Genomic DNA, 22106 nt, shown 5'->3' with positions numbered 1-22106 from the left:
GAGGGCCGAACAGTTCATCTGTTCACGTTTCTGAAAACTCAGACGATCCAGAAGCATCCCGGTACGGTCGCCAATAGCCCCATTTCGCCCCTGTCGCCCCGCGACGACCCGCTGCGCTGCGCTTTCTCCACCCAGGGCGTCAACATCCGTCCCCCGCACCCCGGCACCGACCCGACACCGGCCCGTTCAGGGCCCGCCGAAGCCCGCCGAAGCCCGTCAAGGCCCGGCCGCGCGGATGCCCGACAACGACGAAGCGCCCGCCGGGAGTTGACTCCCGGCGGACGCTTCGCCCAGTGGACCAGCTGCCCCGTGTCAGCTGCCTCCGCCGCATCCGCCCCCGCCGCCCCCACCGCACGACGACGAGCCGCCGCCGCAGGACGAGGAGCTGCCACCGCAGGACGAGCCGCCGCCGCAGGACGAGGCGCCGCCGCACGATGTCGCGCCGCTGTGGTTGTTGCTGCTGCCGGCGCCGCCGGACGCCCACCAGCTGCCGCCGGCCCCGGACGCCGTGCGGCGCCCCCGGCTGCGCACGCGGGCGGCACCGATCGTGAACCCCACGATCATCAGCACCACAAGCCCGAAGAAGAGCACGATGAGAATCATGTCCCTCACTCACCTTTCCGTTCCCCCGTTGTGCCGACCGCCCGCGTTCCCCCAGGAGCCCGAAGCGGTCGGCGCCCTGCGGTCGTTGTCCCGCGTCGTTGCGTGACAAGGGAATGCCCCCGGCCATTCACGGCCAAAGCAGAGTTGAGGAAGTCCAGAGGTTCGGCGCAGGATGACGGCCATGACGTCCACTTCTGGCTCCACCGGCACCACCGGCACCCCGGGCGCCCCCGGCTCCGCGGCGGGCGGCCGCCCGCTGCTCAACCGCCGGCTGGCCGAATTCGGCACGACGATCTTCGCCGAGATGTCCGCCCTCGCCGTGCGGACCGGGGCGATCAACCTGGGCCAGGGCTTCCCCGACACGGACGGCCCCGAGGAGGTGCGGGAGGCGGCGGTGCGGGCGCTGCGCGACGGGCGCGGCAACCAGTACCCGCCGGGCCCCGGCGTCCCCGAGCTGCGCGCGGCGGTCGCGGCGCACCAGGAGCGGCACTACGGCCTGAGCTACGACCCCGACCGGGAGGTCCTGGTCACGGCCGGTGCCACCGAGGCCATCGCGGCCTCGCTGCTCGCCCTGGTCGAGCCGGGCGACGAGGTGATCGCCCTGGAGCCGTACTACGACTCGTACGCCGCCTCGATCGCGCTCGCGGGCGGCACCCGGGTCCCGGTGACGCTGCGCCCGGGCGAGGGGCCCGGCGGCGGAGCCGCTGATCGACGCTTCGTCCTCGACCTGGACGAGCTGCGCGCCGCCGTCACCCCGCGCACCCGGCTGCTGCTCCTCAACACCCCGCACAACCCGACGGGCACCGTCCTCACCCGCGAGGAGCTGGCCGCCATCGCGGAGCTGGCCGTCGAGCGCGATCTGCTCGTGGTCACCGACGAGGTCTACGAACACCTGGTCTTCACGGATGAGGTGACGCCCGCTCACCTCCCGCTCGCGTCCTTCCCCGGCATGCGGGAGCGGACCGTCACCATCGGTTCGGCGGGCAAGACGTTCTCGTTCACCGGCTGGAAGGTCGGCTGGGTGACGTCCACGCCCGAGCTGGTCACGGCGGTGCGGTCGGCGAAGCAGTACCTGACGTTCGTGGCGTCCGGCCCGTTCCAGTACGCCGTCGCGGAGGCGCTCGCCCTGCCCGAGTCGTACTTCACGGGCATCCGCGAGGACCTGCGCGCCAAGCGGGACCTGCTGTCGGCGGGCCTGACGGCGGCGGGCTTCGAGGTCTACCGCCCGCAGGGCACGTACTTCATCACCACCGACATCCGCCCGCTCGGCGAGGACCGGTCGCACGGCGGCGACGGCTTCGCGTTCTGCCGCGCCCTGCCGGAGCGCGCCGGTGTCGTCGCCATCCCCAACGCCGTCTTCTACGACCACCGGGACGCGGGCGCGCCCTTCGTGCGGTTCGCGTTCTGCAAGCGCACGGAGGTCCTCGCGGACGCGGTGGAGCGGCTCAAGGCGCTGTGACGGGAGCGGCGGGCCGGCCGGCGTCTTCGTGCCGGGCGGAGCCGAAGTCCCCGTAGGGGCACGGCACCCACCCACACGGACCCACCCGGCTCGCGCCCGCCGCCACGACCCCGGAGGGTTCGGGTGTGACCCACCCGAGCCCCACCGTCCCGGCCCCGCTCACGAAACCGCCCCGCACCCGCTGCCTCGCCCTCGAACCCAAGGGGCCGACGGCCGTGCGCGCCCTCGGGGTCTTCGCCGCCGCCCGCCTCACCGGCCTGCTCGCGGTGACGGCCGTGGCGCACGCGACCGGCCAGGACACCTTCCGCCTTCTCGGCCGCTCCTGGGACTCCCGCTGGTACACCGGCATCGCCGCCCACGGCTACGGCCGCACCCTGTACTTCGAGCCCGCCGTGGTCCAGAGCGACCTGGCGTTCTTCCCGCTGTACCCGGGCCTGATCCGCGCGGTCACCACCGTCACGCCGCTCTCCCACGGCGCGGCCGGGCTGGTCGTGTCCTGGCTGGCCGCCGGGGCCGCCGCCCTCGGCATCTACGCCGTCGCGGCCCGCCTGTACGACCGCCGCACCGCGACCGTCCTCGTGCTCCTGTGGGGTCTCATGCCCCACTCCGTCATCCTGTCGATGGCGTACACCGAGCCGGTCCTCACCGCGCTCGCCGCCTGGTCCCTGTACGCGCTGCTCACCGGGCGCTGGCTGTGGGCGGGCTCGCTCGCGGCGCTCGCGGGCCTGGCCCGGCCGAACGGCTTCGCGGTGGCGGCGGCGGTGCTCGTCGCGGCGGTCTGCGAGATCGGGCGGCGGCGCGGGCGCGGGGTTCCCCACAGGCTGTGGACGGGCGCGCTGCTCGCCCCGCTCGGCTGGGCGGCGTACGTCCTGTGGGTCGGGGCCCGGCAGGGCGATGTGCCCGGTGGCTACTTCGCGGTGCAGCGCGGCTGGGGCTCGCGCTTCGACTTCGGCGCGGGCTCGCTCGCCTTCGTCAGGCACCTGCTGCTCGACGGGGACAAGCTGGTCTTCTCCATGACGCTGGTGATCGTCGCGGTGGCCGTGCTCCTGTACGCGCTCCTGGTGGCCGAGCGGGCCCCGCTGCCGCTGCTCGTCTACACCGGTGTGCTGCTCCTGATCACGGTCGGCGGCTCCGGCTTCTTCGAGTCCAAGCCGCGGTTCCTGCTGCCCGCCTTCCCGCTGCTGCTGCCCCTTGCGGGCGCGGTGGTGCGGACGGCGAGAGCCCGGCCGCGGGCCGCCTACCTGGTGGTGGGCGCCCTGGCCGGGCTCTCGGTGGCGTACGGGGCGTATCTGGTGACGATCGCCCGCATGCCGTTGTAGTACGCCGGGCCGTCAGGCCTCGTCGTCGCCGGGCTTCTCCTCGCCGTCGGCGGAGTCGACGGCCTGCTCCAGGCCGAGCTGCTCGACGAGCCAGCGGTCGAACTCGATCGCGGCCCGCACCCAGCTCACCGTCGACGACACGAAGTGCTCCAGCGAGACACCGGTGCCGATCAGCATCTGAGCCTCGCCGATGAGGCGGACCGTGCCGTCGTCGTGAGTGTGGCTGTAGACCTTCGGCCACAGCGTGCGCCGGTTCCAGTCATCGATGGACTCCAGGAGCTGGAGCTTCTCCTCGATGCCGTGCGGCCGGTCGTAGAACGTCCGCACCGAGAAGACCGCCTGGTCGTCCTCGCCACGGAACATGAAGTACGTACGGAACTCCTCCCACGGCGCCGCGAGGTCGCCCTCGTCGTCGACGACGTATTTGAGTTCCATCTGGTCCAGGAGCTGCTTGACCAGGTCCTGGTCAGGGACGACGGGGCCCGCCGGTCCTGCGCCCTGCTGCGGTTCGGGCTGGCCCCCGAAATTCGGAATCGAGGACGGGTCGATGCTCACCGTGTATTTCCCTTCGTACGGATTGAGCCATCCTCTCCCATGCCGGGCGGGGGCCCGCAACCCCCGCCCGCCTATGTGACCGGTTACGGCGCCTTACCGCGACTTCCCGGTTGCCGCCGCCTCCGTTTCGACCCCGGTACCGGCCGCCGCCGGACCGACGATGAGCCCCTCCCCGAAGACGTCCACGCGGACCGTGTCCCCGTCCTTGACCTCGCCCGCCAGGATCTCCTTGGCGAGGCGGTCGCCGATGGAGGTCTGGATCAGGCGGCGCAGCGGCCGGGCGCCGTACGCCGGGTCGTTGCCCTCGTCCGCGAGCCAGGCGAGGGCCGCGGGCGTGACGTCGAGGGTGAGCCGCCGGTCGGCGAGGCGCTTGGCGAGGCGCCGGATCTGCAGCTCGGCGATGTGCGTCAGTTCGTCCTTGCCGAGCGCGGAGAAGACGACGAGGTCGTCGAGCCGGTTCAGGAACTCGGGCTTGAACGAGGCCCGCACCACTTCCAGGACCTGCTGCTTCTTCTCCTCCTCGCTGGTCAGCGGCTCGACCAGGTACTGGCTGCCGAGGTTCGAGGTGAGGATCAGGATGGTGTTGCGGAAGTCCACCGTCCGCCCCTGCCCGTCGGTCAGGCGCCCGTCGTCGAGGACCTGCAGCAGCACGTCGAAGACCTCCGGGTGCGCCTTCTCGACCTCGTCGAGCAGCACCACCGAGTACGGCCGCCTGCGCACCGCCTCGGTGAGCTGGCCGCCCTCCTCGTACCCGACGTAACCGGGCGGGGCGCCGACGAGCCGGGCGACGCTGTGCTTCTCGCCGTACTCGCTCATGTCGATGCGGATCATGGCCCGCTCGTCGTCGAAGAGGAAGTCGGCGAGCGCCTTGGCCAGCTCGGTCTTGCCCACGCCGGTCGGGCCGAGGAACAGGAAGGAGCCGGTGGGGCGGTCGGGGTCGGCGATCCCGGCGCGGGTGCGGCGCACGGCGTCCGAGACGGCCTGGACGGCCTCGGTCTGGCCGATCAGGCGCTTGCCCAGCTCGCCCTCCATGCGCAGCAGCTTCTGCGTCTCGCCCTCCAGGAGCCGGCCGGCCGGGATGCCGGTCCAGGCGGCCACCACATCGGCGATGTCGTCGGGGCCGACCTCCTCCTTGACCATGGTGTCGGGCTCGGCGGCCTTCTCCTCCTCGGCCTCGGACGCGGCCTCCAGGTCGCGCTCCAGGGCGGGGATCTCGCCGTACAGGAGCTTGGAGGCGGTGTCGAAGTCGCCGTCGCGCTGGGCCCGCTCGGCCTGCCCGCGCAGCTCGTCGAGCTTCTCCTTCAGCTCGCCGACGCGGTTGAGGGACTGCTTCTCCTTCTCCCAGCGGGCGTTCAGGCCGCGCAGTTCCTCCTCCTTGTCGGCGAGGTCGCGGCGCAGCTTCTCCAGGCGCTGCTTGGAGGCCGGGTCGGTCTCCTTGCTGAGGGCCAGCTCCTCCATCCGCAGCCGGTCGACGGCGCGCTGCAGCTCGTCGATCTCGACGGGCGAGGAGTCGATCTCCATGCGCAGCCGGGAAGCGGCCTCGTCGACGAGGTCGATGGCCTTGTCGGGCAGGAACCGCGAGGTGATGTACCGGTCGGAGAGGGTGGCGGCCGCCACCAGGGCGCTGTCCGCGATCTGCACCTTGTGGTGGGCCTCGTAGCGCCCCTTGAGTCCGCGCAGGATGGCGATGGAGTCCTCGACGGACGGCTCGGCGACCAGGACCTGCTGGAAGCGGCGCTCCAGGGCCGGGTCCTTCTCGATCCGCTCGCGGTACTCGTCCAGGGTCGTCGCGCCGACCATCCGCAGCTCACCGCGGGCCAGCATGGGCTTGAGCATGTTCCCGGCGTCCATGGCGGAGTCGCCGCCCGCACCGGCGCCCACGACGGTGTGCAGCTCGTCGATGAACGTGATGATCTGCCCGTCGCTCTCCTTGATCTCGGAGAGCACGGTCTTCAGGCGCTCCTCGAACTCGCCCCGGTACTTCGCCCCGGCGACCATCGCGCCGAGGTCGAGCGAGACCAGCCGCTTGTTCTTCAGCGACTCCGGCACGTCGCCCTTCACGATCCGCTGCGCGAGCCCCTCCACGACGGCGGTCTTGCCGACGCCGGGCTCGCCGATCAGCACGGGGTTGTTCTTGGTGCGCCGCGACAGGACCTGGACGACCCGCCGGATCTCCTGGTCCCGCCCGATGACCGGGTCGAGCTTGCCCTCGCGGGCGGCGGCGGTGAAGTCGGTGCCGAACTTCTCCAGGGCCTTGTACTGCCCCTCGGGGTCAGGGGTGGTCACGCGACGCCCTCCACGGCTCGTCTCGAAGGCGTCGAGCAGCTTCTTCGCGCTCGCGCCGTTCTGGTTCAGTACGTCACCGGTGGCGCCGCCCTTCGCGGCGAGGCCGATGAGCAGGTGTTCGGTGGAGAGGTAATCGTCGCCCAGTTCCTTGGCGCGCTGGGCCGCGTCGGCGACGACGGCCAGCAGTTCGCGGTCCGGCCCCGGCGGGGAGACGGTCGACCCCGTGACGCTCGGCAGCCCCGCGAGGACGCGCTCGGCCCCGGCGCGCACGGCGGCCTGGTCGGCGTCCACCGCGGCGAGCAGGTCGGTGATGTTCTCGCTTGCCTGTCGTCCTCGGCCCTCCAGGAGCGCGAGCAGCAAATGCGCGGGGGTCAGGTCGGGGTGGCCTCCGGACACGGCCCGGCTGGTGGCCGCGTTGATCGCGTCCCGGCTCCGGTTGGTCAGCTCGGCGTCCACGTGCGGGTTCTCCTCCTGGTCGCTGGGTGTGGCGGGTACGGGGCCCGGGCCGGCTCGCCCGCGGGCCCCCACCCCAATACTGACTTAGCCAACGTGCACAAAGTTGAGTCTATTCCACTCAAGGATGGCTCCGGAACCCGGAAATCCCGGAACTCCCGGGGGAGGGTTAGGTTCCTGCCCATGAGCATCGACCTGGGCGACCCGCCCGCCCCGTACCTCAGCTTCTGGCGGGAACGCCATCTGTGCACCCTGACGACCCTGCGCCCGGACGGCACCCCGCACGTCGTCCCCGTAGGCGTCACCTTCGATCCGGAGGCGGGCATCGCCCGGATCCTCGCGAACCGGTCCAGCAGGAAGGTGGCCCACGTCCGCGCGGCGTCAGGACCCGAAGGACCCGGCGCGCGGGTCGCGGTCTGCCAGGTGGAGCGGCGGCGCTGGGCGACCCTGGAGGGCCTCGCCGAGGTGTCGGCCGAGCCGGAGCGGGTGGCCGAGGGGATGCGGCGGTACGAGGAGCGGTACGGGCGGGTGCCGTCGCCGAACCCGGACCGCGTGGTGATCGAGATCCGGGTGACGCGGGCGCTGGGGAAGGCGGGGTGAGGGGGCGGGGCTCCACGGGCGGGGCCCCGGGGGCGGGCTCGGGCCCGGCTGGGTCGCTCAGGACCGGCTGGTCGCTCAGGACCGGCTGGTCGCTCGGGCTCGGCCGGGTCGCTCAGGACCGCGTTCCGCCCCGTACCGGCACACACCACAGCGGCGCCACCGTGTTCAGGTCCACGGTGGCGCCGCTGCTGGGGGAAGCACCTGCGCGATTTACAACGACGGGGGAATCGCGTCAGGCGCTGCGGGGGGTGGCTGCGAGGGAGTCCGCTGCGGCGGTCTGCCGTTCGACGGCCTGTCGGTCGGCTTCGCGCTTTCGCTTGTCGATCACTTGGTGGTCGCGCTGGTCGAGGTTCACAAAGACCATGCCGTAGCGCACGGCACAGCGGACCGGCTGCGGGGCGCCGCGGGGGCGGCGCAGGCAGCGGTAGGCACGGATGTCCTCGTCGTCGTCGCGGACGATGACGACGGGCTCTCCGACAAGGGTGACCATCAACGAGTCGCCGGGGTGGGGGATCGCGGTGACGAGGTCGATGAAGTGCCAGCCGGAACGGTAGGCGGTGGCCATTTCTCGGCGGAAGGTGCGGTCGTCAGGGGGCGTCGTCATGCTTCGCCTCCTGACGGAGCCACGATCCAGCCCAGGTCAGGCGGCGCGGCGGAAACCGAAGCCGCCTCGGCGGGGGCCGACTGGGCTGGCGTGTTCCAGCCGAGATCAAGAGTGCTCACCGCGCCCAAGACCACCCCTGCGGAGAGGGTGGTGACAAGCACCGAGCGAAGCATGCGCTGATACATGGTCGGCTTCGTCCTCACTTGGTAGATTCCTCTCCCCCGGCACAACAAGACGATGTCTCAATCGAGCACGTCAAAGCCACAGGGTGGATGCATCATGTTCCTGCACGTTCAGGACCCTGGGGGGTGGAGAATTGCTCACAACAGATACGAAACCGACACATCCTCACCCCGCAACGCCACTCTGCGGCGAGGGCGCGAGGTTGCACGCGGGCGCCCTCAGCAATGGCCGCCTGGCCCGCGCCGAGGCCGAGAACGCTCCCTGCCTGCTGGACTCGGCACTTCTGCACCCTGATCCGGATGATCCGGACTGGTTGCGGCCGGTACTTCCCTCCACAGCACTCGCACAGCGTCTCCACCCCATCGAGCAGGAGATCCAGGAGCGGCGACGGCTCGCGGTCGAGCTCACCGACGTCTTCGAGCCATTCATGGCCATCACCACCCAGGCCGCTCCGACGACGCACGCGATCACTCTCCTGGAAGGTGAACCGCGTATCAATGAGGCCATCGAAAGGGCCACCGCGGAGTGCCGTCGCGAAGTGCTCACCGTCCAGCCCGGCGGCGGCCGCAGCGAGAACGTTCTGAACGTCGCCCTGAAGCGCGGCCAGACGGTCATCGACCGCGGCATCACCATGCGCACGCTCTATCAGCACACGGTCAGGCACAGCCAGGGAACCCTCGCCTACGCGGCCCGCATGACGTCGAAGAATGTAGAGATACGCACGCTGGAGGAGGTGATCGACCGGCTGATGATCTTCGACCGGAGCGTCGCCCTCCTCCCGGCCCGCGCCGACCGCCAGGACGCGCTGGAAATCCGCCATCCCGCGCTGGTCGAGTACCTGGCCAAGGTCTTTGAGCAACAATGGCAACAGGCAACACCGCTGCTGGACGAAGTCCCGTATCCGCCGTCCACCGACGGCATCACCGGCGTCCAGCGCACCATCGCCCGCCTCCTCATCGATGGCCACGTGGACGAGGCCATCGCCCGCCGCCTCGGCATGAACGTCCGCACCTGCCGCGCCCACATCGCCAAAATCGCCGCCGCCCTGGGCAGCGGAAGCCGCGCCCAACTCGGCTACCTCATCGCCCAGTCCGGCATCCTCGAGCAGGACAAGCCGAAATGACCACCGAACCCCATCCGCACCCTCACGGCCCCGACGAGTTGTGCGATGCGGGTTCGGCCCTCTACGCCCGCGCCCTGCGCGAGGGCCGGGTCCGGCACCGGGAGGCCGACGCCGCCCCCTGCCTCATCGACTTCGGCCTCCTGCACCCGGACGTCGAGGACATGGCGTGGCTGCGCCCGACGGCGCCCGCCGTGGCCCTGCCCCAGCTCCTGCGCGGCATCGAGGACCGCATCGCGCGCCACCGCGAGCGGGAGGAACGCCTGACGGCGATGTTCGAGCCGCTGATGGCCCTGGACGCCCGCCAGGCCGCCGGCGGGGAGCCCCCCGAGATCACGGTCCTGGACGGCTTCGAGCGGATCAACACGGCCATCGACCGGGCCATGGCCGACGCCACCGACGAGGTCCTCACCGTCCAGCCCGGCGGCGTCCGCTCCCCCGAGGTCCTGGCCGACGCGCTGCCCCGGGAACAGGAGCTGCTGGCCCGCGGCTGCCGGATGCGCACCCTGTACCAGCACACCACCCGTCACTCCCTCCCCGCGCTCGCCCATTACGAGCAACTGGACGGAGACGTAGAGGTCCGCACGCTCAATGAGGTAACCGAACGCATGGTGGTCCTGGACCACTCGGTGGCTTTCATCCCCGCGAGCAAGGACCGCACCGTCGCCCTGGAAGTACGCCAACCGGCCATCGTCGACTACCTCATCACGACCTTCGAACGCCTGTGGCGGCTGGCCACCCCGATGTTCCCGCACGCGGCCCAGCTCCCCGCCGAGAACGGCATCACCACCCGTCAGCACGCCATCGCCGAGCTCCTGGTGGAAGGCCTCACGGACACCGAGATCGCCAAGCGCCTCGGCATGAACGTGCGCACGGCCCGCGAACACATCGCGAAACTGGCCGCGATCCTCGGCAGCAACAGCCGCGCCCAGCTCGGATATCTCATTGGTCAGTCAGGGATCCTCGACCAGAATCACTAGCTGTCGGGCACCGGAGGCGGGGGCTTCAGGGAAGCGCGGGGAGGACGGCGACGTGGTGGAGCACAGATCGCACGCGGCGGGGCTGCTGTGCGAGGGGGGCCGGGACGCGTACCTGCGCGCTCTTCGCGAGAGTGGGATCCGGGCGCACGAGGTCGACGGGGTTCCCTGCCTCGTCGGCCTCGGTCTGCTGCGCCCGGATGCCGTGGACCCGCTGTGGCTCCGTCCCGTGGCGCCGTCCGTGGGCCTGGCCCGACTGCTCGACCGCGTGGAGGAACACATCGCCTGTCAGCGATGGCGCGGAGCCCGGACAGCCGCCGCCTTCGCATCGCTCATGCCCCTGCCCGACATGAGGGGTGCCGCTTCGCCCTCGGCGTCCATGACGGTCCTGGACGGCATCCACCCCATCGAGTCGGCCGTACGCCGGGCGGCGGCCAGGTCCTCCCAGGAACTCCTCGTCATCCAGCCCGGCGGCAGGCGGCCGGCCGCGCACCTGCCCGGCGGGCTGCCCGTAGCGCAGGGGGTGCTCGACCGGGGCGGGCGCATGCGCACGCTGTACCAGCACACCCCGCGGTACGCCCAGCAGGCTCTGGCCCCCTTTGAACAGTTGGACGGCGACGTCGAAGTCCGTACGTTGGACGAACTGCCCAAGCGCCTCCTGCTCTTCGACCGCACCTACGCCTTCGTCCCGGCCGACAGGAGCCGCGACGACGTGGCCCTCGAACTCCGGCAGCCGGCCATCATCAGCTACCTGGCCGCCACCTTCGACATCCTGTGGCGCCTGGCCACCCCGATGTTCCCGAGCGCGGAGCCGCTCCCCGCCGCGAACGGCATCACCCCCCGCCAGCAGTCCATCGCCGTCCTCCTCACCGAGGGCCTCACCGACGCCGACATAGCCGCCCGCCTCGGCATGAACGTCCGCACCGCCCGCGTCCACATCGCCAAACTCTCGGCCGCCCTCAAGAGCACCAGCCGGGCCCAACTCGGCTATCTCATCGGCAAGTCGGGCATCCTCGACCGCACCCCGACCTGACGCGCCCCGACCTGACGCGCCCGAACCTGACGCACCCAGGCCCTAGTGGTAGACGGCCCGCTGCAACGGCAGCCCCAACGCCCGCAGCGCCGCCCGCACCACGCACTCCGCGTCCAAGGCCTGCGCACCGAGATCGAGCACCGCGGACTGTTCCCACCGCACCGACGACGGGCGGCCCATGCTGACCTGCCAGGCGGGGCCCTGGTCGTCCAGGGCGATGTTGAGGACACGGACGACGGAGACCTTGGCGACGACCTGGAGGGGGAAGTCACCGGCCAGCATCTGGCGGTCCACCACCCAGGTCACGGGATAGCCGCGGCCGTTGAGGTCGGCGGCCATGGCGTGCAGCAGGGCGGAGAGCGAGGCGCGCTCCAGGACCGGGCCGGCCGTCAGGGAAGGCGGCACGATCGCGGGCGCGGCCGCGTCGGCCGTCACGGGGCCCTCGAAGACCTCTGCCGCCTTCTCCAGCCTCATGCCGGTGACGGGTTCTCGTCGAGAGGGTCGAAGAGCAGGACGACATGTCGCGCGCCCGGCGAACTCGCCGGTTCCGAAACGACCATCGTGATCTGTCCGGGGCCTTTTCGCGGGTGGTACAGGGGCCGCACGTCACCGTCCGGGTGGATGTACACCTCGGTGCCGCGCTCGTAAATGGGGCCCGCGTACTTGTCTCGTTTCACATCCTCGTTGAGCTGCGCGAGTGCGCGGTTCTCGGGGTGCTGAATGTGGGCGAGCCGGATCTGGTTGAGAATTCCGGGCGCCCAGCGCGTCTCCCAGTCCGTGAGAATGAAGTCACGGGCCTCATCGGCGAGCGCCATCCACCGCATGGTGTTCGCCGGCGGTATGCCGCCTTCGAAGATGTCGGCGAACGGCTGGTTGTACGCGACGAGATCCCATTCGACGTTGTTCACGTACGCGATTTCGCGCTGCCCGGAGACGGCCCGCTGCCAGGCGGGGGCGGCGGGCATCCGGACGCCGCCCCTGGGGTCGAGGGGGTGCGGCGGCCGCTGGCCGAGGCTGAGCAGATAGACCTGGGTGAACTCGTCCTCGCTCATGCGCAGGATCCGGCCGATTTCCCGCAGGTAGTCGTCCCGCGGGGTCATCTTTCCGCTCTCGAATCGGTGGTAGGTGCCCACCGACCGATTCATCAGGATGTCCATGTCGGGCTGCGCCAGACCGTTCACCCGCGGCCCCGGCCGCCCCGTCGGCTTCGGCGTCAGACCCACTTCCGCGGGAGTGATTCTGGAACGCAGTTCTTTGAGTATGCGACGCAGCGCTTCCTCGTCCACTGCGGCTCTCCCCCCTTTACCGCTTCCCGTACCCGTGAACATGGCCTGACACGAGCACGATGCCTGCACCATAGGCCCAAACGAGTCGCCGACCAACAGATCGTATTCATCGTGCTGTTCCGCGCGCCGCGCGGGTCGGGGAAGCACGTGGGTGAACGGGTGGGAAGCGGTGTCCGGGGGCGTGGTCAGCGGGCCGCCGCGGGAGCGTTCTGGTGCGTGTACGCCCAGCGTGCCGCCTGCGTGGCCAGCTCCACCATCTCCAGGGGCGCGCCCGCGCCGCCGAGGTGGTGGTACTCGATGAACGTCAGCATCACGACCCGCTCCGGCGCGCCCAGGTGCGGGTGGAAGCCGGTGGCGAGGAGGTCCGCCGCGGCCTCGTACGCCCCGAGCCCGCGCCCGTACCGCTCCTTGATCTCGCCCTCGAGATCCCGCAGATAGCCGATGTAGGCGCGCACCCCGTCCGGGCCCATGACCTCGCCGTGGCCGGGCACGATGTGCTCGGCGTCGAGCGCCAGCACCGCCTCGGCGGCCCGCACGACCTCGGCGAGCGGGCCCTCCCAGTGCACCGGGTGGTCGCCCTCGAAGATGACGTCGCCCGCCATCACGACGCCCTGCCCCGGCAGGTGCGCGACCAGGTCCCCGGCCGTGTGGGCCGGACCCACTTCGAGGAGGCGCACCTCGATGTCGCCGACCCGCAGGTCGTAGGAGCCGTCGAAGGTCACGGTGGGCGGGACCACGGTGATGCCGGTGTAGTCGAACGCCGCGAAGCGTTCGCGGGCGTACCAGCCGAGCGGGTTGTCCGGGTCGCTCGCGTGCACCAGGTACTGCATCTGCTGCGGGGTGATCTCGCGGCAGTGGCGTTCGAGGCTGGCCCGGGAGCTGATGATCTCGGCGCCGGGGAAGAAGGCGTTGCCGAAGCAGTGGTCGCCGTTGGCATGGGTGTTGACGATCGTGCGGACCGGGGCGGCCGCGGGCCGGGCGCGGTCGGCGGCCGCGATGAGGGCGCGGGTCATGCGCTCGTCGTACGGGGTGTCGATGAGCGCGGTGTCGTCGCCCGAGGTGACGAGCAGGCAGTTGGCGAGGCCCCAGGAGCCCGCGGCGCCGCGCGGCGCCCAGAGGTGAAGGCCGTCGCCGGTCAGGGCGGTGAGGTCCACAGGAAGGTCCATGGACGTATTTTCCTCGGACATCGGGTGTTCCCCTCAGGTGGGGGTGGACACACACCGGTCAGGTGGAGGTGGACCCGCGCCGGTCAGGTGGGGCCGGGCGCACATCGGGCGGGACGGACAAACCCGATATCATTGAAAGTTAAATAATTGGTTCGTCTTCGCAGGGGATAAACCCGCCATTGATATCAGTTGTCTCGTTGACAAGGATGGCAACTCACGAAGGATGACAGCTCAGGCTCACAACTCGCGGGCGCCGGTGTACGGGTGACGCTCCATCGCGACGTCACCGCGGCGGCCGTCCTTCCCGCGATCACTGCAATCCGAGCAGGGGGAGCAGGTGCAGAACGTAGTGACGCAGGCAGCCCCCACCGTCCGCGGCGGGCTGCCGAACACCACCGGCATCCGGCTGACCGCGCCCGCCCCGGCCGGGGAACCCGCCGCCCGCCACCACGTGCCGCACGAGCCCGTGGACGTGTGCGAGGCAGGCCGGGTGCTGTACCTGCGCGCCCTCCAGGAACGTCGAGTTCCGGCCAAAGCCGCCGCCGCGACCCCCTGCCTCATCGACACCGGACTCCTCCACCCGGACCCCGACGACGCCACCTGGCTGCGCCCCACGGCCGCCGCCGTCGCGCTGCCGCGGCTCCTGGAGGACATCGAGGGGCGCGTCGCCCGCCAGCGCGGCCGGGCGACCCGGCTCGCCGCCTCCTTCGAGCCGTTCCTGCGGCTCGGCGCCGACCGGACCCCGGACCTGTCGGCCTCACCGGTCACCGTGCTCAAGGGCGTCCCGCGCATCCGGCTCGCCGTGCGGCAGGCGATGGCCGGCGCCTCCGAGGAGATCCTCGGCATCCAGCCCGGCGACGCCCGGCCGAGGCTGCTGCCGTACAACGAGCCCTGGCGGCTCACGGAGTTCGCCGAGCGCGGCGGGCACCTGCGCACGCTGTCGCCGCCGGAGACGGCCCACGAGGTGCTGCCCCGCCTTGCCGGACCCGGGCCGCACGGCGGGCCGCACGGAACCGCGCCCCACAGCCCCGGCTCCGCGGGCCGTCCGCGCGCGCTCGGCTGCGAGGTCCGGACCCTCGACGAACTCCCGCCCTGCCTCCTCGTCTTCGACCGGGACGTCGCGTTCATCCCGGCCACCGAGGACGGCTCGGTCGCCTTCGAGCTGCGCTCCAGCGCCCTCGTCAGCTATCTCTCGACGGCCTTCGACATCCTGTGGCGGCTCGCCACCCCGCTGTACCGCGAGGACACCCCGGCCCCGTCGGCACAGGAGATCAGCGACCTCCAGCGCGCCATCGCGCACCTGCTCACCGAGGGCCACACGGACACGGAGATCGCCCGGCACCTGGACATGAACGTCCGCACGGTCCGGCTGCACGTGGCCCGGCTCGCCGCCCTCCTCGGCAGCCGCAGCCGCACCCAACTCGGGTACCTCATCGGCCGCTCGGGGCTGGTCGAGGCCCACGCGTAGGCGTGCCGCGCGCCACCACGGCGGCGTTGCGTTCCGTTGCGCAACGGGCACACTCCGGCATGCCGCCTCCGCGTTCCCGTACGCCCATGGCCTCATGGATGTACCGCCCCGTCATGTACCGCACCGCCGGGCGGGGCAGCGTCATCGGGGAGGGAGTACGACCATGTCCGGAGAGCAGAGACCCGGCGGGACCGAACACGCGGAACGGCGACCGGCACCGGTGACGCCGACGGCGGCAGCACCCGAACCGGCCCCCACGACCGCGCCACCCGACCCCTGCGGTCCGCACGTCCCGCACCGCCCCGACACCCTGTGCCCGCCCGGCGCCACCCTCTACCGCCGCGCCCTGTGCAACGGCCGCGTGCACACCCGCGAGGCCGAACTCGCCCCGTGCCTGGTCGACTTCGGCCTCCTGCACCCGGACGTGGAGGACATGCAGTGGCTGCTGCCGAGCGAGCCCACGAGCGCGCTGCTCGGCCTGTTGCGCGGCATCGAGGAGCAGGTCGAGCAGGAGCGGCAGCGCGAGGCGGAGCTGCTGGCGGCCCTGGAGCCACTGCTCACGCGCGTCCCCGTCCAGCCCGGGAGCCCCACCGACACCCCGGCCCCGCCCGCAGGCCCCACCAGCCCTGCCAGTCCTGCCAGTCCCGCCAGCCCCGCCATCACTGTTCTGCGAACCGTCCCCCGCATCACCCGGGCCATCGACGACGCCGTGTCCCGGTGCGCCGAGGAGGTCCTGACGATCCAGCCGGGCGGCTTCCGCCCGATCTCCGACCTGGGTTCCGCGCCGCCCCGCGAGCAGGCCCTGCTGTCCCGCGGCTGCCGCATGCGCACGCTCTACCAGCACACGACCCGGCACGCGCCGCCCGTCATCGCGCACTTCGAGCGGCTGCGGGGCGACGTGGAGGCGCGGACGCTGAGCGAAGTCACCGACCAGCTCGTCGTGTTCGACCGCGCGGTCGCGTTCGTACCGGCCGACCGGGACTCCACCGAGGCCCTGGAGATCCGCGCGCCCGCCGTCGTCGGCTATCTGGTCGCGCTCTTCGACCGGCTCTGGCGCCTGGCCACGCCGATGTTCCCGCACCCGGCCGCCCCGCAGCCCACCAGGGACGGCGTCACGCCCCGCCAGCGGACCATCGCCGAACTCCTCGTCGAGGGCCGCACCGACGCCGAGATCGCCGACCGCCTCGGCATGAACGTACGGACCGTACGCGTCCATATCGCGAAGCTCACCAGCACCCTGGGCAGCAGCAACCGCACCCAACTCGGCTTCCTCATCAGCCGCTCGGGCATCCTGAATCCCGGTAACCCCTGAAACCTCTCAGGCACCTGACGCCGCTGACGCACCTCGGGCATCACGAACGTCCGGATTTGCTGCCACTTGCACCCGCCTCCGCCCCTTGCACCGCAACAAGTTGACGGTAGCGGAGCGTGGGCGGGCCGTTGCATCGTGGTGATGGCGGCAGGGAGCGGCCAGAGCCACCTCAGGTACTGGAACCGACCGCTCCCGGCGGCCGAGTGGCTCTGTTGTGGTCTCCCCCCGCAGAGTCGCGCTTCCCTAAGGGGTTGCCCCGGTTCGGCTACTGCTCGTGGTCGGCCGGGGCGCTCGCGCCTTCGGGGGGAGCGAGCGCCCCGTACCCACGGGCGGCCCCGGGGCGGGCTGCTCAGGCATGGGCCGCGTTGTCGTCGGCCCATACCTGCAGCAGCCGCTCCCGCTCGTCCCGGCGCGGCGACGCGCCCTCGTGCGAACGGCCCCAGGCGGCCATCGTGGCCAGCGTCGTCAGAAGCGTGGCGGCGCCCTCGGTGAGGCGGGCGAGCAGGGCGCGCGACAGGTCGTACTCCTTCTGGGAGTAGCCCGCGGCCGCGGCGACGTACGCCGTCAGCTCGATCTCCTCCTCGGCCGTGGCGACGCACACCGTCATCGACGGCGCGTCGTCACCGCCGCCGAGACCCATCGTGAGGGCCATGTCGACGACGGCGCCCACCTGCCGCTTCAGGGACCGCAGGGGCACGTCCTCGACGGTGAGCGCCTGAACGTCGTCCCACAGCCACAGGCCGGACTGTCCATGGCCGATGCCGGCGATGCCCTCGGGCGTCAGACGCACCCCGGGGGCGAGCCCGGCCGGTTTCGAGCCCACGTACACATCGCCCTCGGCGATCCAGAACAGCCCCACCATGGCCATGGTCATCCAGCTCCCCCTGTGCCGAGCACAGCGCTTGAGTCGATTGCGCGGTCGGGCGAGACGGGCTGGTCAGGGGCGCTCCGCGCCCGGCCCCGCGGTCGTTGTGTCCCGCCCCGCCCACTATAAGGAGGCAAACGTGGGGGCCGGGAGTTCCCCTGGGGAGCCCCCGGCCCGGACGGAGCGATACGCGCGCCCCGGCGCGCGTCACGCCTCCGGCGGCCGCTTCGGCCGCCACACCACGAGCGCGCTGGCCTGCTGCACGTCCTGGTACGGCACGAGGTCGCGACGGTACGAGGCGTGCACCGCGGCCTCGCGCTGCTGCATCGCCACCGCGGCGCCCTCGACGGCCGACGAGAGCTCGGCCACGCGCGACTGCAGCGCCGCGACCTGGTTCTCCAGCTCGATGATGCGCTTGATGCCCGCGAGGTTGATGCCCTCCTCCTGCGACAACTGCTGGACGGTGCGCAACAGTTCGATGTCGCGGGCGGAGTACCGTCTCCCCCGTCCTGCGGTACGGTCGGGGGAGACGAGGCCCAGACGGTCGTACTGCCTGAGGGTCTGCGGATGCAGGCCGGAGAGCTGGGCCGCCACCGAAATGACGTACACCGGGGTCTCGTCCGTCAGTTGATACGGGTTGCGTCGGCGGCCGTCCCGCTCCATGAGGTCACGCTCCCTTCGCGGCCTTGAACAGTTCTGCCCGCGGATCGGTGTCCGCAGTCACCTTGCGGTAAGCCTCCAGGGCTTCCTGCGCGGCGGGGGTGAGGGTGGTCGGCACGGCCACCTCCACGGTCACGAGCAGATCGCCCCGGGTGCCGTCCTTACGGACCGCGCCCTTGCCGCGGGCCCGCATCGTACGGCCGTTGGGCGTGCCGGGGGGCAGCTTCAGGGTGACGGGCGGGCCGCCGAGCGTCGGCACCTTCACCTCGCCGCCGAGCGCCGCTTCCGCGTACGTCACGGGGACCGTCACCGTCAGGTTGTCGCCCTTGCGGCCGAAGACCGGGTGGGCGTCCACATGGACGACCACGTACAGGTCACCGGCGGGGCCGCCGCGCTCGCCCGGCGCGCCCTTGCCGCGCAGGCGGATGCGCTGGCCGTCGCTGACGCCCGGCGGAATGCGGACCTGCATGGTGCGCGAGGACTTGGCGCGGCCGCTGCCGTGGCAGACCTCGCAGGCGTCCTGCGCGATCAGGCCGCGGCCCTTGCAGTCCACGCACGGGTCGGTCAGCGAGAAGCCGCCACCGCCACCGCGCGAGACCTGGCCGGTGCCCACGCACGTCGGGCAGACGCGCGGGGTGCCGTTCTTGTCGCCGGTGCCCGAACAGGCCTTGCACGGGGCCTGCGAGGACATGCGCAGCGGCACCGTCGCGCCGTCCACGGCCTCCGTGAAGCTCAGCGTGACCTCGGACTCGATGTCCTGGCCGCGCCGCGGCTGCGTGCGCGTACCTGCGGTCGCGCCGCCGCGGTTGAACAAGCCCCCGAAGACGTCACCGAGGCCGCCCCCGAAGCCGCCGGCGCCCGTCTGTCCGCCTCCGCCCGGGGCGCCGCCTCCGAAGAGGTCGCCCAGGTCGAAGTTGAACGATCCGCCGCCGCCGGGGCCGCCCGGGCCCGGCCGGAATCCTCCGCCGTTGCCGAAGAGCGCGCGGGCCTCGTCGTACTCCTTGCGCTTCTTGGGGTCGCCGAGGACGTCGTTCGCCTCGGAGATCTCCTTGAAGCGCTCCTCGGCCTTGGCGTTGCCCTTGTTGGCGTCCGGGTGGTTCTCGCGGGCGAGCTTCCGGTACGCCTTCTTGATCTCGGCTTCGGTGGCGTCCTTGGGGACGCCGAGGACCTTGTAGTAGTCCTTCTCGATGAAGTCCTTGGTGCTCATCCCCGACGTCCCTCCTTCCCAGTCAACCGGCGGGCCCCGGCGCCGAGGTCACCCTCGGCGCCGTGGCCGCCGTCCGTGTCGGCGTCAGCCCTCGTCCGGGCCACCGCTCTCCTTGCCCTTGGCGTCCGCGCCGTCCGTGGCGCCGTCGCCGTCCGTGCCGTTCGCCTTGCCCTCCGCCGCCGCGGGCGCGCTGTCGTCGCCCTCGGCCGCGCCGGACTCCGCCGTCTTCACCGTCTGCGCGCCGGGCTGCGGCTCGGCCACCGCCACCCGGGCGGGGCGCACGATCCGCTCGCCGATGCGATACCCCGGCTGGAGAATCGCGACGCACGTCGTCTCGGTGACGTCCGGGGCGTAGCTGTGCATCAGGGCCTCGTGGATCGTCGGGTCGAAGGGCTCGCCCTCCTTGCCGAACTGCTGCAGGCCCATCTTGGCGACGACGGTCTCCAGCGCCTCGGCGACCGACTTGAAGCCGCCGACCAGCTCGCCGTGCTCCCGCGCGCGGCCGACGTCGTCGAGCGTCGGGAGCAGCTCGGTCAGGAGGTTCGCCGCGGCGATCTCCTTGACCGTGACCTTGTCCCGCTCCACCCGGCGGCGGTAGTTCTGATACTCGGCCTGCAGCCGCTGGAGGTCCGCGGTGCGCTCGGAGAGCGCCTTCTGGGCCTGGTCCAGCTGAGCCGTCAGGCCCGCTTCTCGCACTGCGTCCCCGGCCGGAGCCGCCGGGCCCCCCTCCGTGGAGGGCTCGGTGGCCTTCGGCGCCGCTTCTTCAGGGGTGGCGCCGGAGGGGACGTCGGGCTGCTCGGCGTTCTCGCCGAAGCCCGGGGTCTCCTCCGTCATCAGGCAGCGCCGCCCTTCGCGTCACCGGGCTTCTCGTCGTCGACGATCTCGGCGTCCACGACGTCGTCCTCCTTGGACATGTTCGGCGCCTCGGCACCGGGGGCCGCGCCCTCGGCACCGGCCGCGCCCTGCGCCGCCTGGGCGTCGGCGTACATGGCCTGGCCCAGCTTCTGCGAGACGGCGGCGACCTTCTCGGCGGCCGTGCGGATCTCGGCGGAGTCCTCGCCCTTGAGCTTCTCCTTCAGCTCGGCGACGGCCTCCTCGACCTCGGTCTTGACCTCGCCGGGGACCTTGTCCTCGTTGTCCTTGAGGAACTTCTCGGTCTGGTAGACGAGCTGCTCGCCCTGGTTGCGGGACTCGGCGGCCTCGCGGCGCGTCTGGTCCTCCTCGGCGTACTTCTCGGCCTCTTCGCGCATCCGGTTGACCTCGTCCTTCGGCAGCGAGGAGCCACCGGTGACGGTCATCTTCTGCTCCTTGCCCGTGCCGAGGTCCTTCGCGGTCACGTGCATGATGCCGTTGGCGTCGATGTCGAAGGCGACCTCGATCTGCGGGACGCCGCGGGGCGCCGGGGGCAGACCGGTCAGCTCGAACATGCCGAGCTTCTTGTTGTACGCCGCGATCTCGCGCTCGCCCTGGTAGACCTGGATCTGCACCGACGGCTGGTTGTCCTCGGCCGTCGTGAAGATCTCGGAGCGCTTCGTCGGGATCGTGGTGTTGCGCTCGATCAGCTTGGTCATGATGCCGCCCTTGGTCTCGATGCCGAGGGACAGCGGGGTCACGTCGAGGAGCAGGACGTCCTTGACCTCACCCTTGAGGACACCGGCCTGGAGCGCGGCGCCGATGGCGACGACCTCGTCCGGGTTCACGCCCTTGTTGGCGTCCTTGCCGCCGGTCAGCTCCTTGACGAGCTCGGCGACGGCGGGCATGCGGGTGGAGCCGCCGACGAGAACGACGTGGTCGATCTCGGAGAGCTGGATGCCCGCGTCCTTGATGACGTTGTGGAACGGCGTCTTGCAGCGCTCCAGGAGGTCGGACGTGAGCTGCTGGAACTGGGCGCGGGTGAGCTTCTCGTCCAGGTGCAGCGGGCCCTCGGCGGAGGCCGTGATGTACGGCAGGTTGATCGTGGTCTCCGTGGAGGAGGACAGCTCGATCTTCGCCTTCTCGGCGGCCTCGCGCAGGCGCTGGAGCGCCATCTTGTCCTTGGAGAGGTCCACGCCGTGGCCGTTGTTGAACTGCTTGACCAGGTAGTCGACGACGCGCTGGTCCCAGTCGTCACCACCGAGGTGGTTGTCGCCGTTGGTGGCCTTCACCTCGACGACGCCGTCGCCGATCTCCAGGAGCGAGACGTCGAAGGTGCCGCCACCGAGGTCGAAGACCAGGATGGTCTGGTCGTCCTTGTCCAGGCCGTAGGCCAGGGCGGCCGCGGTCGGCTCGTTGACGATGCGCAGGACGTTCAGGCCCGCGATCTCGCCGGCCTCCTTGGTGGCCTGGCGCTCGGAGTCGTTGAAGTACGCGGGGACGGTGATCACGGCGTCCGTGACCTTCTCGCCCAGGTACGACTCGGCGTCGCGCTTCAGCTTCTGCAGGATGAACGCGCTGATCTGCTGCGGGTTGAAGTTCTTGTCGTCGATGCCCACCTTCCAGTCAGTGCCCATGTGGCGCTTGACGGAGCGGATGGTCCTGTCGACGTTGGTGACCGCCTGGCGCTTCGCAACCTCGCCGACCAGCACTTCACCGTTCTTCGCGAAGGCGACGACGGACGGCGTGGTCCTGGCACCCTCGGCGTTGGTGATGACGGTGGGCTCGCCGCCCTCCAGAACGCTGACGACGGAGTTAGTCGTGCCCAGGTCGATGCCGACCGCACGTGCCATTTCAATGCCTCCAGATAACTTCTTGAGTGGAACTGACTCAAGGATGCATCACGGGTTCCCCTGAGTCAACAGAGCTGAGTCGACCCGACTCAACTCTTATCCAGCCCTTACGCGCAACCCGAGGGGCTTGTGCGGGGAGACGCCGGACGGGGCGGCGATGGTTGCGCGGCGTTCCGTGGCGGCGTACGGAAACCGCCCCGCAGGACACGTACGCAAAGGCACCGCGGGCGGCACGGGCAGGGGCC

The 22106-nt window shown here is 71.3% G+C and carries 20 protein-coding genes; 8 read left to right on the top strand and 12 right to left on the bottom strand.

What is annotated here, in order from left to right; all coding sequences use genetic code 11:
- Nucleotides 1-312 precede the first annotated feature (312 nt).
- A complete protein-coding gene (locus IE274_RS23970; RefSeq protein WP_190117931.1) occupies nt 313-603 on the bottom strand; it encodes a hypothetical protein in 291 nt (96 codons plus the stop codon).
- Between the two features lie 181 nt (nt 604-784).
- On the opposite strand from IE274_RS23970, the gene IE274_RS23965 reads away from it, so the two are divergent.
- Together IE274_RS23965 and IE274_RS23960 are read left to right on the top strand one after the other, a co-directional pair.
- Nucleotides 785-2062, top strand: coding sequence for a pyridoxal phosphate-dependent aminotransferase (locus IE274_RS23965; RefSeq protein ID WP_229909763.1), 1278 nt, complete (start codon nt 785-787; stop codon nt 2060-2062).
- A gap of 125 nt (nt 2063-2187) precedes the next feature.
- Nucleotides 2188-3381 (top strand): glycosyltransferase family 39 protein, encoded by a 1194-nt coding sequence (locus IE274_RS23960; RefSeq protein ID WP_190117930.1) that lies wholly within the window; start codon nt 2188-2190, stop codon nt 3379-3381.
- Nucleotides 3382-3393: 12 nt separating this feature from the next.
- Here the strand turns inward: IE274_RS23960 and IE274_RS23955 are convergent, their stop codons facing one another.
- On the bottom strand, nt 3394-3936 hold the full coding sequence (locus IE274_RS23955) for a type III secretion system chaperone family protein (protein WP_190117929.1): 543 nt from the start codon (nt 3934-3936) through the stop codon (nt 3394-3396).
- Nucleotides 3937-4029: 93 nt separating this feature from the next.
- Nucleotides 4030-6678, bottom strand: a complete 2649-nt coding sequence (gene clpB, locus IE274_RS23950) for an ATP-dependent chaperone ClpB (RefSeq protein ID WP_190117928.1) — start codon at nt 6676-6678, stop codon at nt 4030-4032.
- Between the two features lie 180 nt (nt 6679-6858).
- On the opposite strand from clpB, the gene IE274_RS23945 reads away from it, so the two are divergent.
- The gene (locus IE274_RS23945; RefSeq protein ID WP_190117927.1) at nt 6859-7275 is read left to right on the top strand and encodes a pyridoxamine 5'-phosphate oxidase family protein; all 417 of its coding nucleotides are present in this window, start codon (nt 6859-6861) and stop codon (nt 7273-7275) included.
- A 232-nt stretch (nt 7276-7507) separates the two neighbouring features.
- On the opposite strand, the gene IE274_RS23940 is transcribed toward IE274_RS23945, so the two are convergent.
- Nucleotides 7508-7879 (bottom strand): Rieske (2Fe-2S) protein, encoded by a 372-nt coding sequence (locus IE274_RS23940; RefSeq protein WP_190117926.1) that lies wholly within the window; start codon nt 7877-7879, stop codon nt 7508-7510.
- A 316-nt stretch (nt 7880-8195) separates the two neighbouring features.
- Here IE274_RS23940 and IE274_RS23935 point away from each other — a divergent pair, with 316 nt between their 5' ends.
- From IE274_RS23935 to IE274_RS23925, 3 genes are read left to right on the top strand one after another with little or no spacing between them, the layout of a single operon-like run.
- Complete coding sequence (locus tag IE274_RS23935; protein WP_190117925.1) at nt 8196-9185, top strand: helix-turn-helix domain-containing protein; 990 nt, start codon at nt 8196-8198, stop codon at nt 9183-9185.
- On the top strand, nt 9182-10162 hold the full coding sequence (locus IE274_RS23930; protein WP_190117924.1) for a helix-turn-helix transcriptional regulator: 981 nt from the start codon (nt 9182-9184) through the stop codon (nt 10160-10162). Before IE274_RS23935 ends, IE274_RS23930 begins: the two co-directional genes overlap by 4 nt.
- Before the next feature lie 52 nt (nt 10163-10214).
- The gene (locus IE274_RS23925; protein ID WP_190117923.1) at nt 10215-11192 is read left to right on the top strand and encodes a helix-turn-helix transcriptional regulator; all 978 of its coding nucleotides are present in this window, start codon (nt 10215-10217) and stop codon (nt 11190-11192) included.
- A gap of 42 nt (nt 11193-11234) precedes the next feature.
- Here the strand turns inward: IE274_RS23925 and IE274_RS23920 are convergent, their stop codons facing one another.
- The 3 genes from IE274_RS23920 to IE274_RS23910 form a co-directional block, all read right to left on the bottom strand.
- Entirely contained in the window at nt 11235-11666 is a 432-nt protein-coding gene (locus IE274_RS23920; protein WP_190117922.1) for a hypothetical protein, read from the bottom strand.
- Nucleotides 11663-12520, bottom strand: coding sequence for an MmyB family transcriptional regulator (locus IE274_RS23915; protein WP_190117921.1), 858 nt, complete (start codon nt 12518-12520; stop codon nt 11663-11665). The genes IE274_RS23920 and IE274_RS23915 overlap by 4 nt, the downstream gene beginning before the upstream one ends.
- Before the next feature lie 143 nt (nt 12521-12663).
- Nucleotides 12664-13644 carry an MBL fold metallo-hydrolase gene (locus IE274_RS23910; protein ID WP_190117920.1) on the bottom strand — a complete coding sequence of 327 codons (981 nt, stop codon included), beginning with the start codon at nt 13642-13644 and terminating at the stop codon, nt 12664-12666.
- Nucleotides 13645-13981: 337 nt separating this feature from the next.
- Here IE274_RS23910 and IE274_RS23905 point away from each other — a divergent pair, with 337 nt between their 5' ends.
- Both IE274_RS23905 and IE274_RS23900 read left to right on the top strand, forming a co-directional pair.
- Nucleotides 13982-15112 (top strand): helix-turn-helix transcriptional regulator, encoded by a 1131-nt coding sequence (locus tag IE274_RS23905; protein ID WP_229909762.1) that lies wholly within the window; start codon nt 13982-13984, stop codon nt 15110-15112.
- A 163-nt stretch (nt 15113-15275) separates the two neighbouring features.
- A complete protein-coding gene (locus IE274_RS23900) occupies nt 15276-16424 on the top strand; it encodes a helix-turn-helix transcriptional regulator (RefSeq protein ID WP_190117919.1) in 1149 nt (382 codons plus the stop codon).
- A 349-nt stretch (nt 16425-16773) separates the two neighbouring features.
- Here IE274_RS23900 and IE274_RS23895 read toward each other — a convergent pair whose 3' ends face one another.
- The 5 genes from IE274_RS23895 to dnaK form a co-directional block, all read right to left on the bottom strand.
- Nucleotides 16774-17298, bottom strand: coding sequence for a hypothetical protein (locus tag IE274_RS23895; RefSeq protein WP_229909761.1), 525 nt, complete (start codon nt 17296-17298; stop codon nt 16774-16776).
- Nucleotides 17299-17496: 198 nt separating this feature from the next.
- Nucleotides 17497-17952: a heat shock protein transcriptional repressor HspR gene (locus tag IE274_RS23890; protein WP_190117918.1), complete on the bottom strand. Its 456-nt coding sequence runs from the start codon at nt 17950-17952 to the stop codon at nt 17497-17499.
- A 4-nt stretch (nt 17953-17956) separates the two neighbouring features.
- Nucleotides 17957-19156 (bottom strand): molecular chaperone DnaJ, encoded by a 1200-nt coding sequence (dnaJ, locus tag IE274_RS23885; protein ID WP_190117917.1) that lies wholly within the window; start codon nt 19154-19156, stop codon nt 17957-17959.
- 84 nt (nt 19157-19240) lie between these two features.
- A complete protein-coding gene (gene grpE / locus IE274_RS23880) occupies nt 19241-19990 on the bottom strand; it encodes a nucleotide exchange factor GrpE (RefSeq protein WP_190117916.1) in 750 nt (249 codons plus the stop codon).
- Nucleotides 19990-21861 carry a molecular chaperone DnaK gene (gene dnaK, locus IE274_RS23875; protein ID WP_190117915.1) on the bottom strand — a complete coding sequence of 624 codons (1872 nt, stop codon included), beginning with the start codon at nt 21859-21861 and terminating at the stop codon, nt 19990-19992. The genes grpE and dnaK overlap by 1 nt, the downstream gene beginning before the upstream one ends.
- Nucleotides 21862-22106 lie beyond the last annotated feature (245 nt).

Origin of the sequence: Streptomyces flavofungini (assembly GCF_014650815.1) — a bacterium.
In the GTDB taxonomy this organism is placed as follows: Bacteria; Actinomycetota; Actinomycetes; order Streptomycetales; family Streptomycetaceae; genus Streptomyces; species Streptomyces flavofungini.
This window is presented reverse-complemented; position numbering and strand designations above follow the sequence as displayed.

Coding starts and splice junctions, on each gene's coding strand:
- IE274_RS23910 (WP_190117920.1), bottom strand. CDS start 13,644: ATGGACCTTCCTGTGGACCTCACCGCCCTGACCGGCGACGGCCTTCAC.
- dnaJ (WP_190117917.1), bottom strand. CDS start 19,156: ATGAGCACCAAGGACTTCATCGAGAAGGACTACTACAAGGTCCTCGGC.
- IE274_RS23940 (WP_190117926.1), bottom strand. CDS start 7,879: ATGACGACGCCCCCTGACGACCGCACCTTCCGCCGAGAAATGGCCACC.
- dnaK (WP_190117915.1), bottom strand. CDS start 21,861: ATGGCACGTGCGGTCGGCATCGACCTGGGCACGACTAACTCCGTCGTC.
- IE274_RS23900 (WP_190117919.1), top strand. CDS start 15,276: ATGTCCGGAGAGCAGAGACCCGGCGGGACCGAACACGCGGAACGGCGA.
- grpE (WP_190117916.1), bottom strand. CDS start 19,990: ATGACGGAGGAGACCCCGGGCTTCGGCGAGAACGCCGAGCAGCCCGAC.
- IE274_RS23945 (WP_190117927.1), top strand. CDS start 6,859: ATGAGCATCGACCTGGGCGACCCGCCCGCCCCGTACCTCAGCTTCTGG.
- IE274_RS23920 (WP_190117922.1), bottom strand. CDS start 11,666: ATGAGGCTGGAGAAGGCGGCAGAGGTCTTCGAGGGCCCCGTGACGGCC.
- IE274_RS23930 (WP_190117924.1), top strand. CDS start 9,182: ATGACCACCGAACCCCATCCGCACCCTCACGGCCCCGACGAGTTGTGC.
- IE274_RS23895 (WP_229909761.1), bottom strand. CDS start 17,298: ATGACCATGGCCATGGTGGGGCTGTTCTGGATCGCCGAGGGCGATGTG.
- IE274_RS23890 (WP_190117918.1), bottom strand. CDS start 17,952: ATGGAGCGGGACGGCCGCCGACGCAACCCGTATCAACTGACGGACGAG.
- IE274_RS23965 (WP_229909763.1), top strand. CDS start 785: ATGACGTCCACTTCTGGCTCCACCGGCACCACCGGCACCCCGGGCGCC.
- IE274_RS23970 (WP_190117931.1), bottom strand. CDS start 603: ATGATTCTCATCGTGCTCTTCTTCGGGCTTGTGGTGCTGATGATCGTG.
- IE274_RS23915 (WP_190117921.1), bottom strand. CDS start 12,520: ATGTTCACGGGTACGGGAAGCGGTAAAGGGGGGAGAGCCGCAGTGGAC.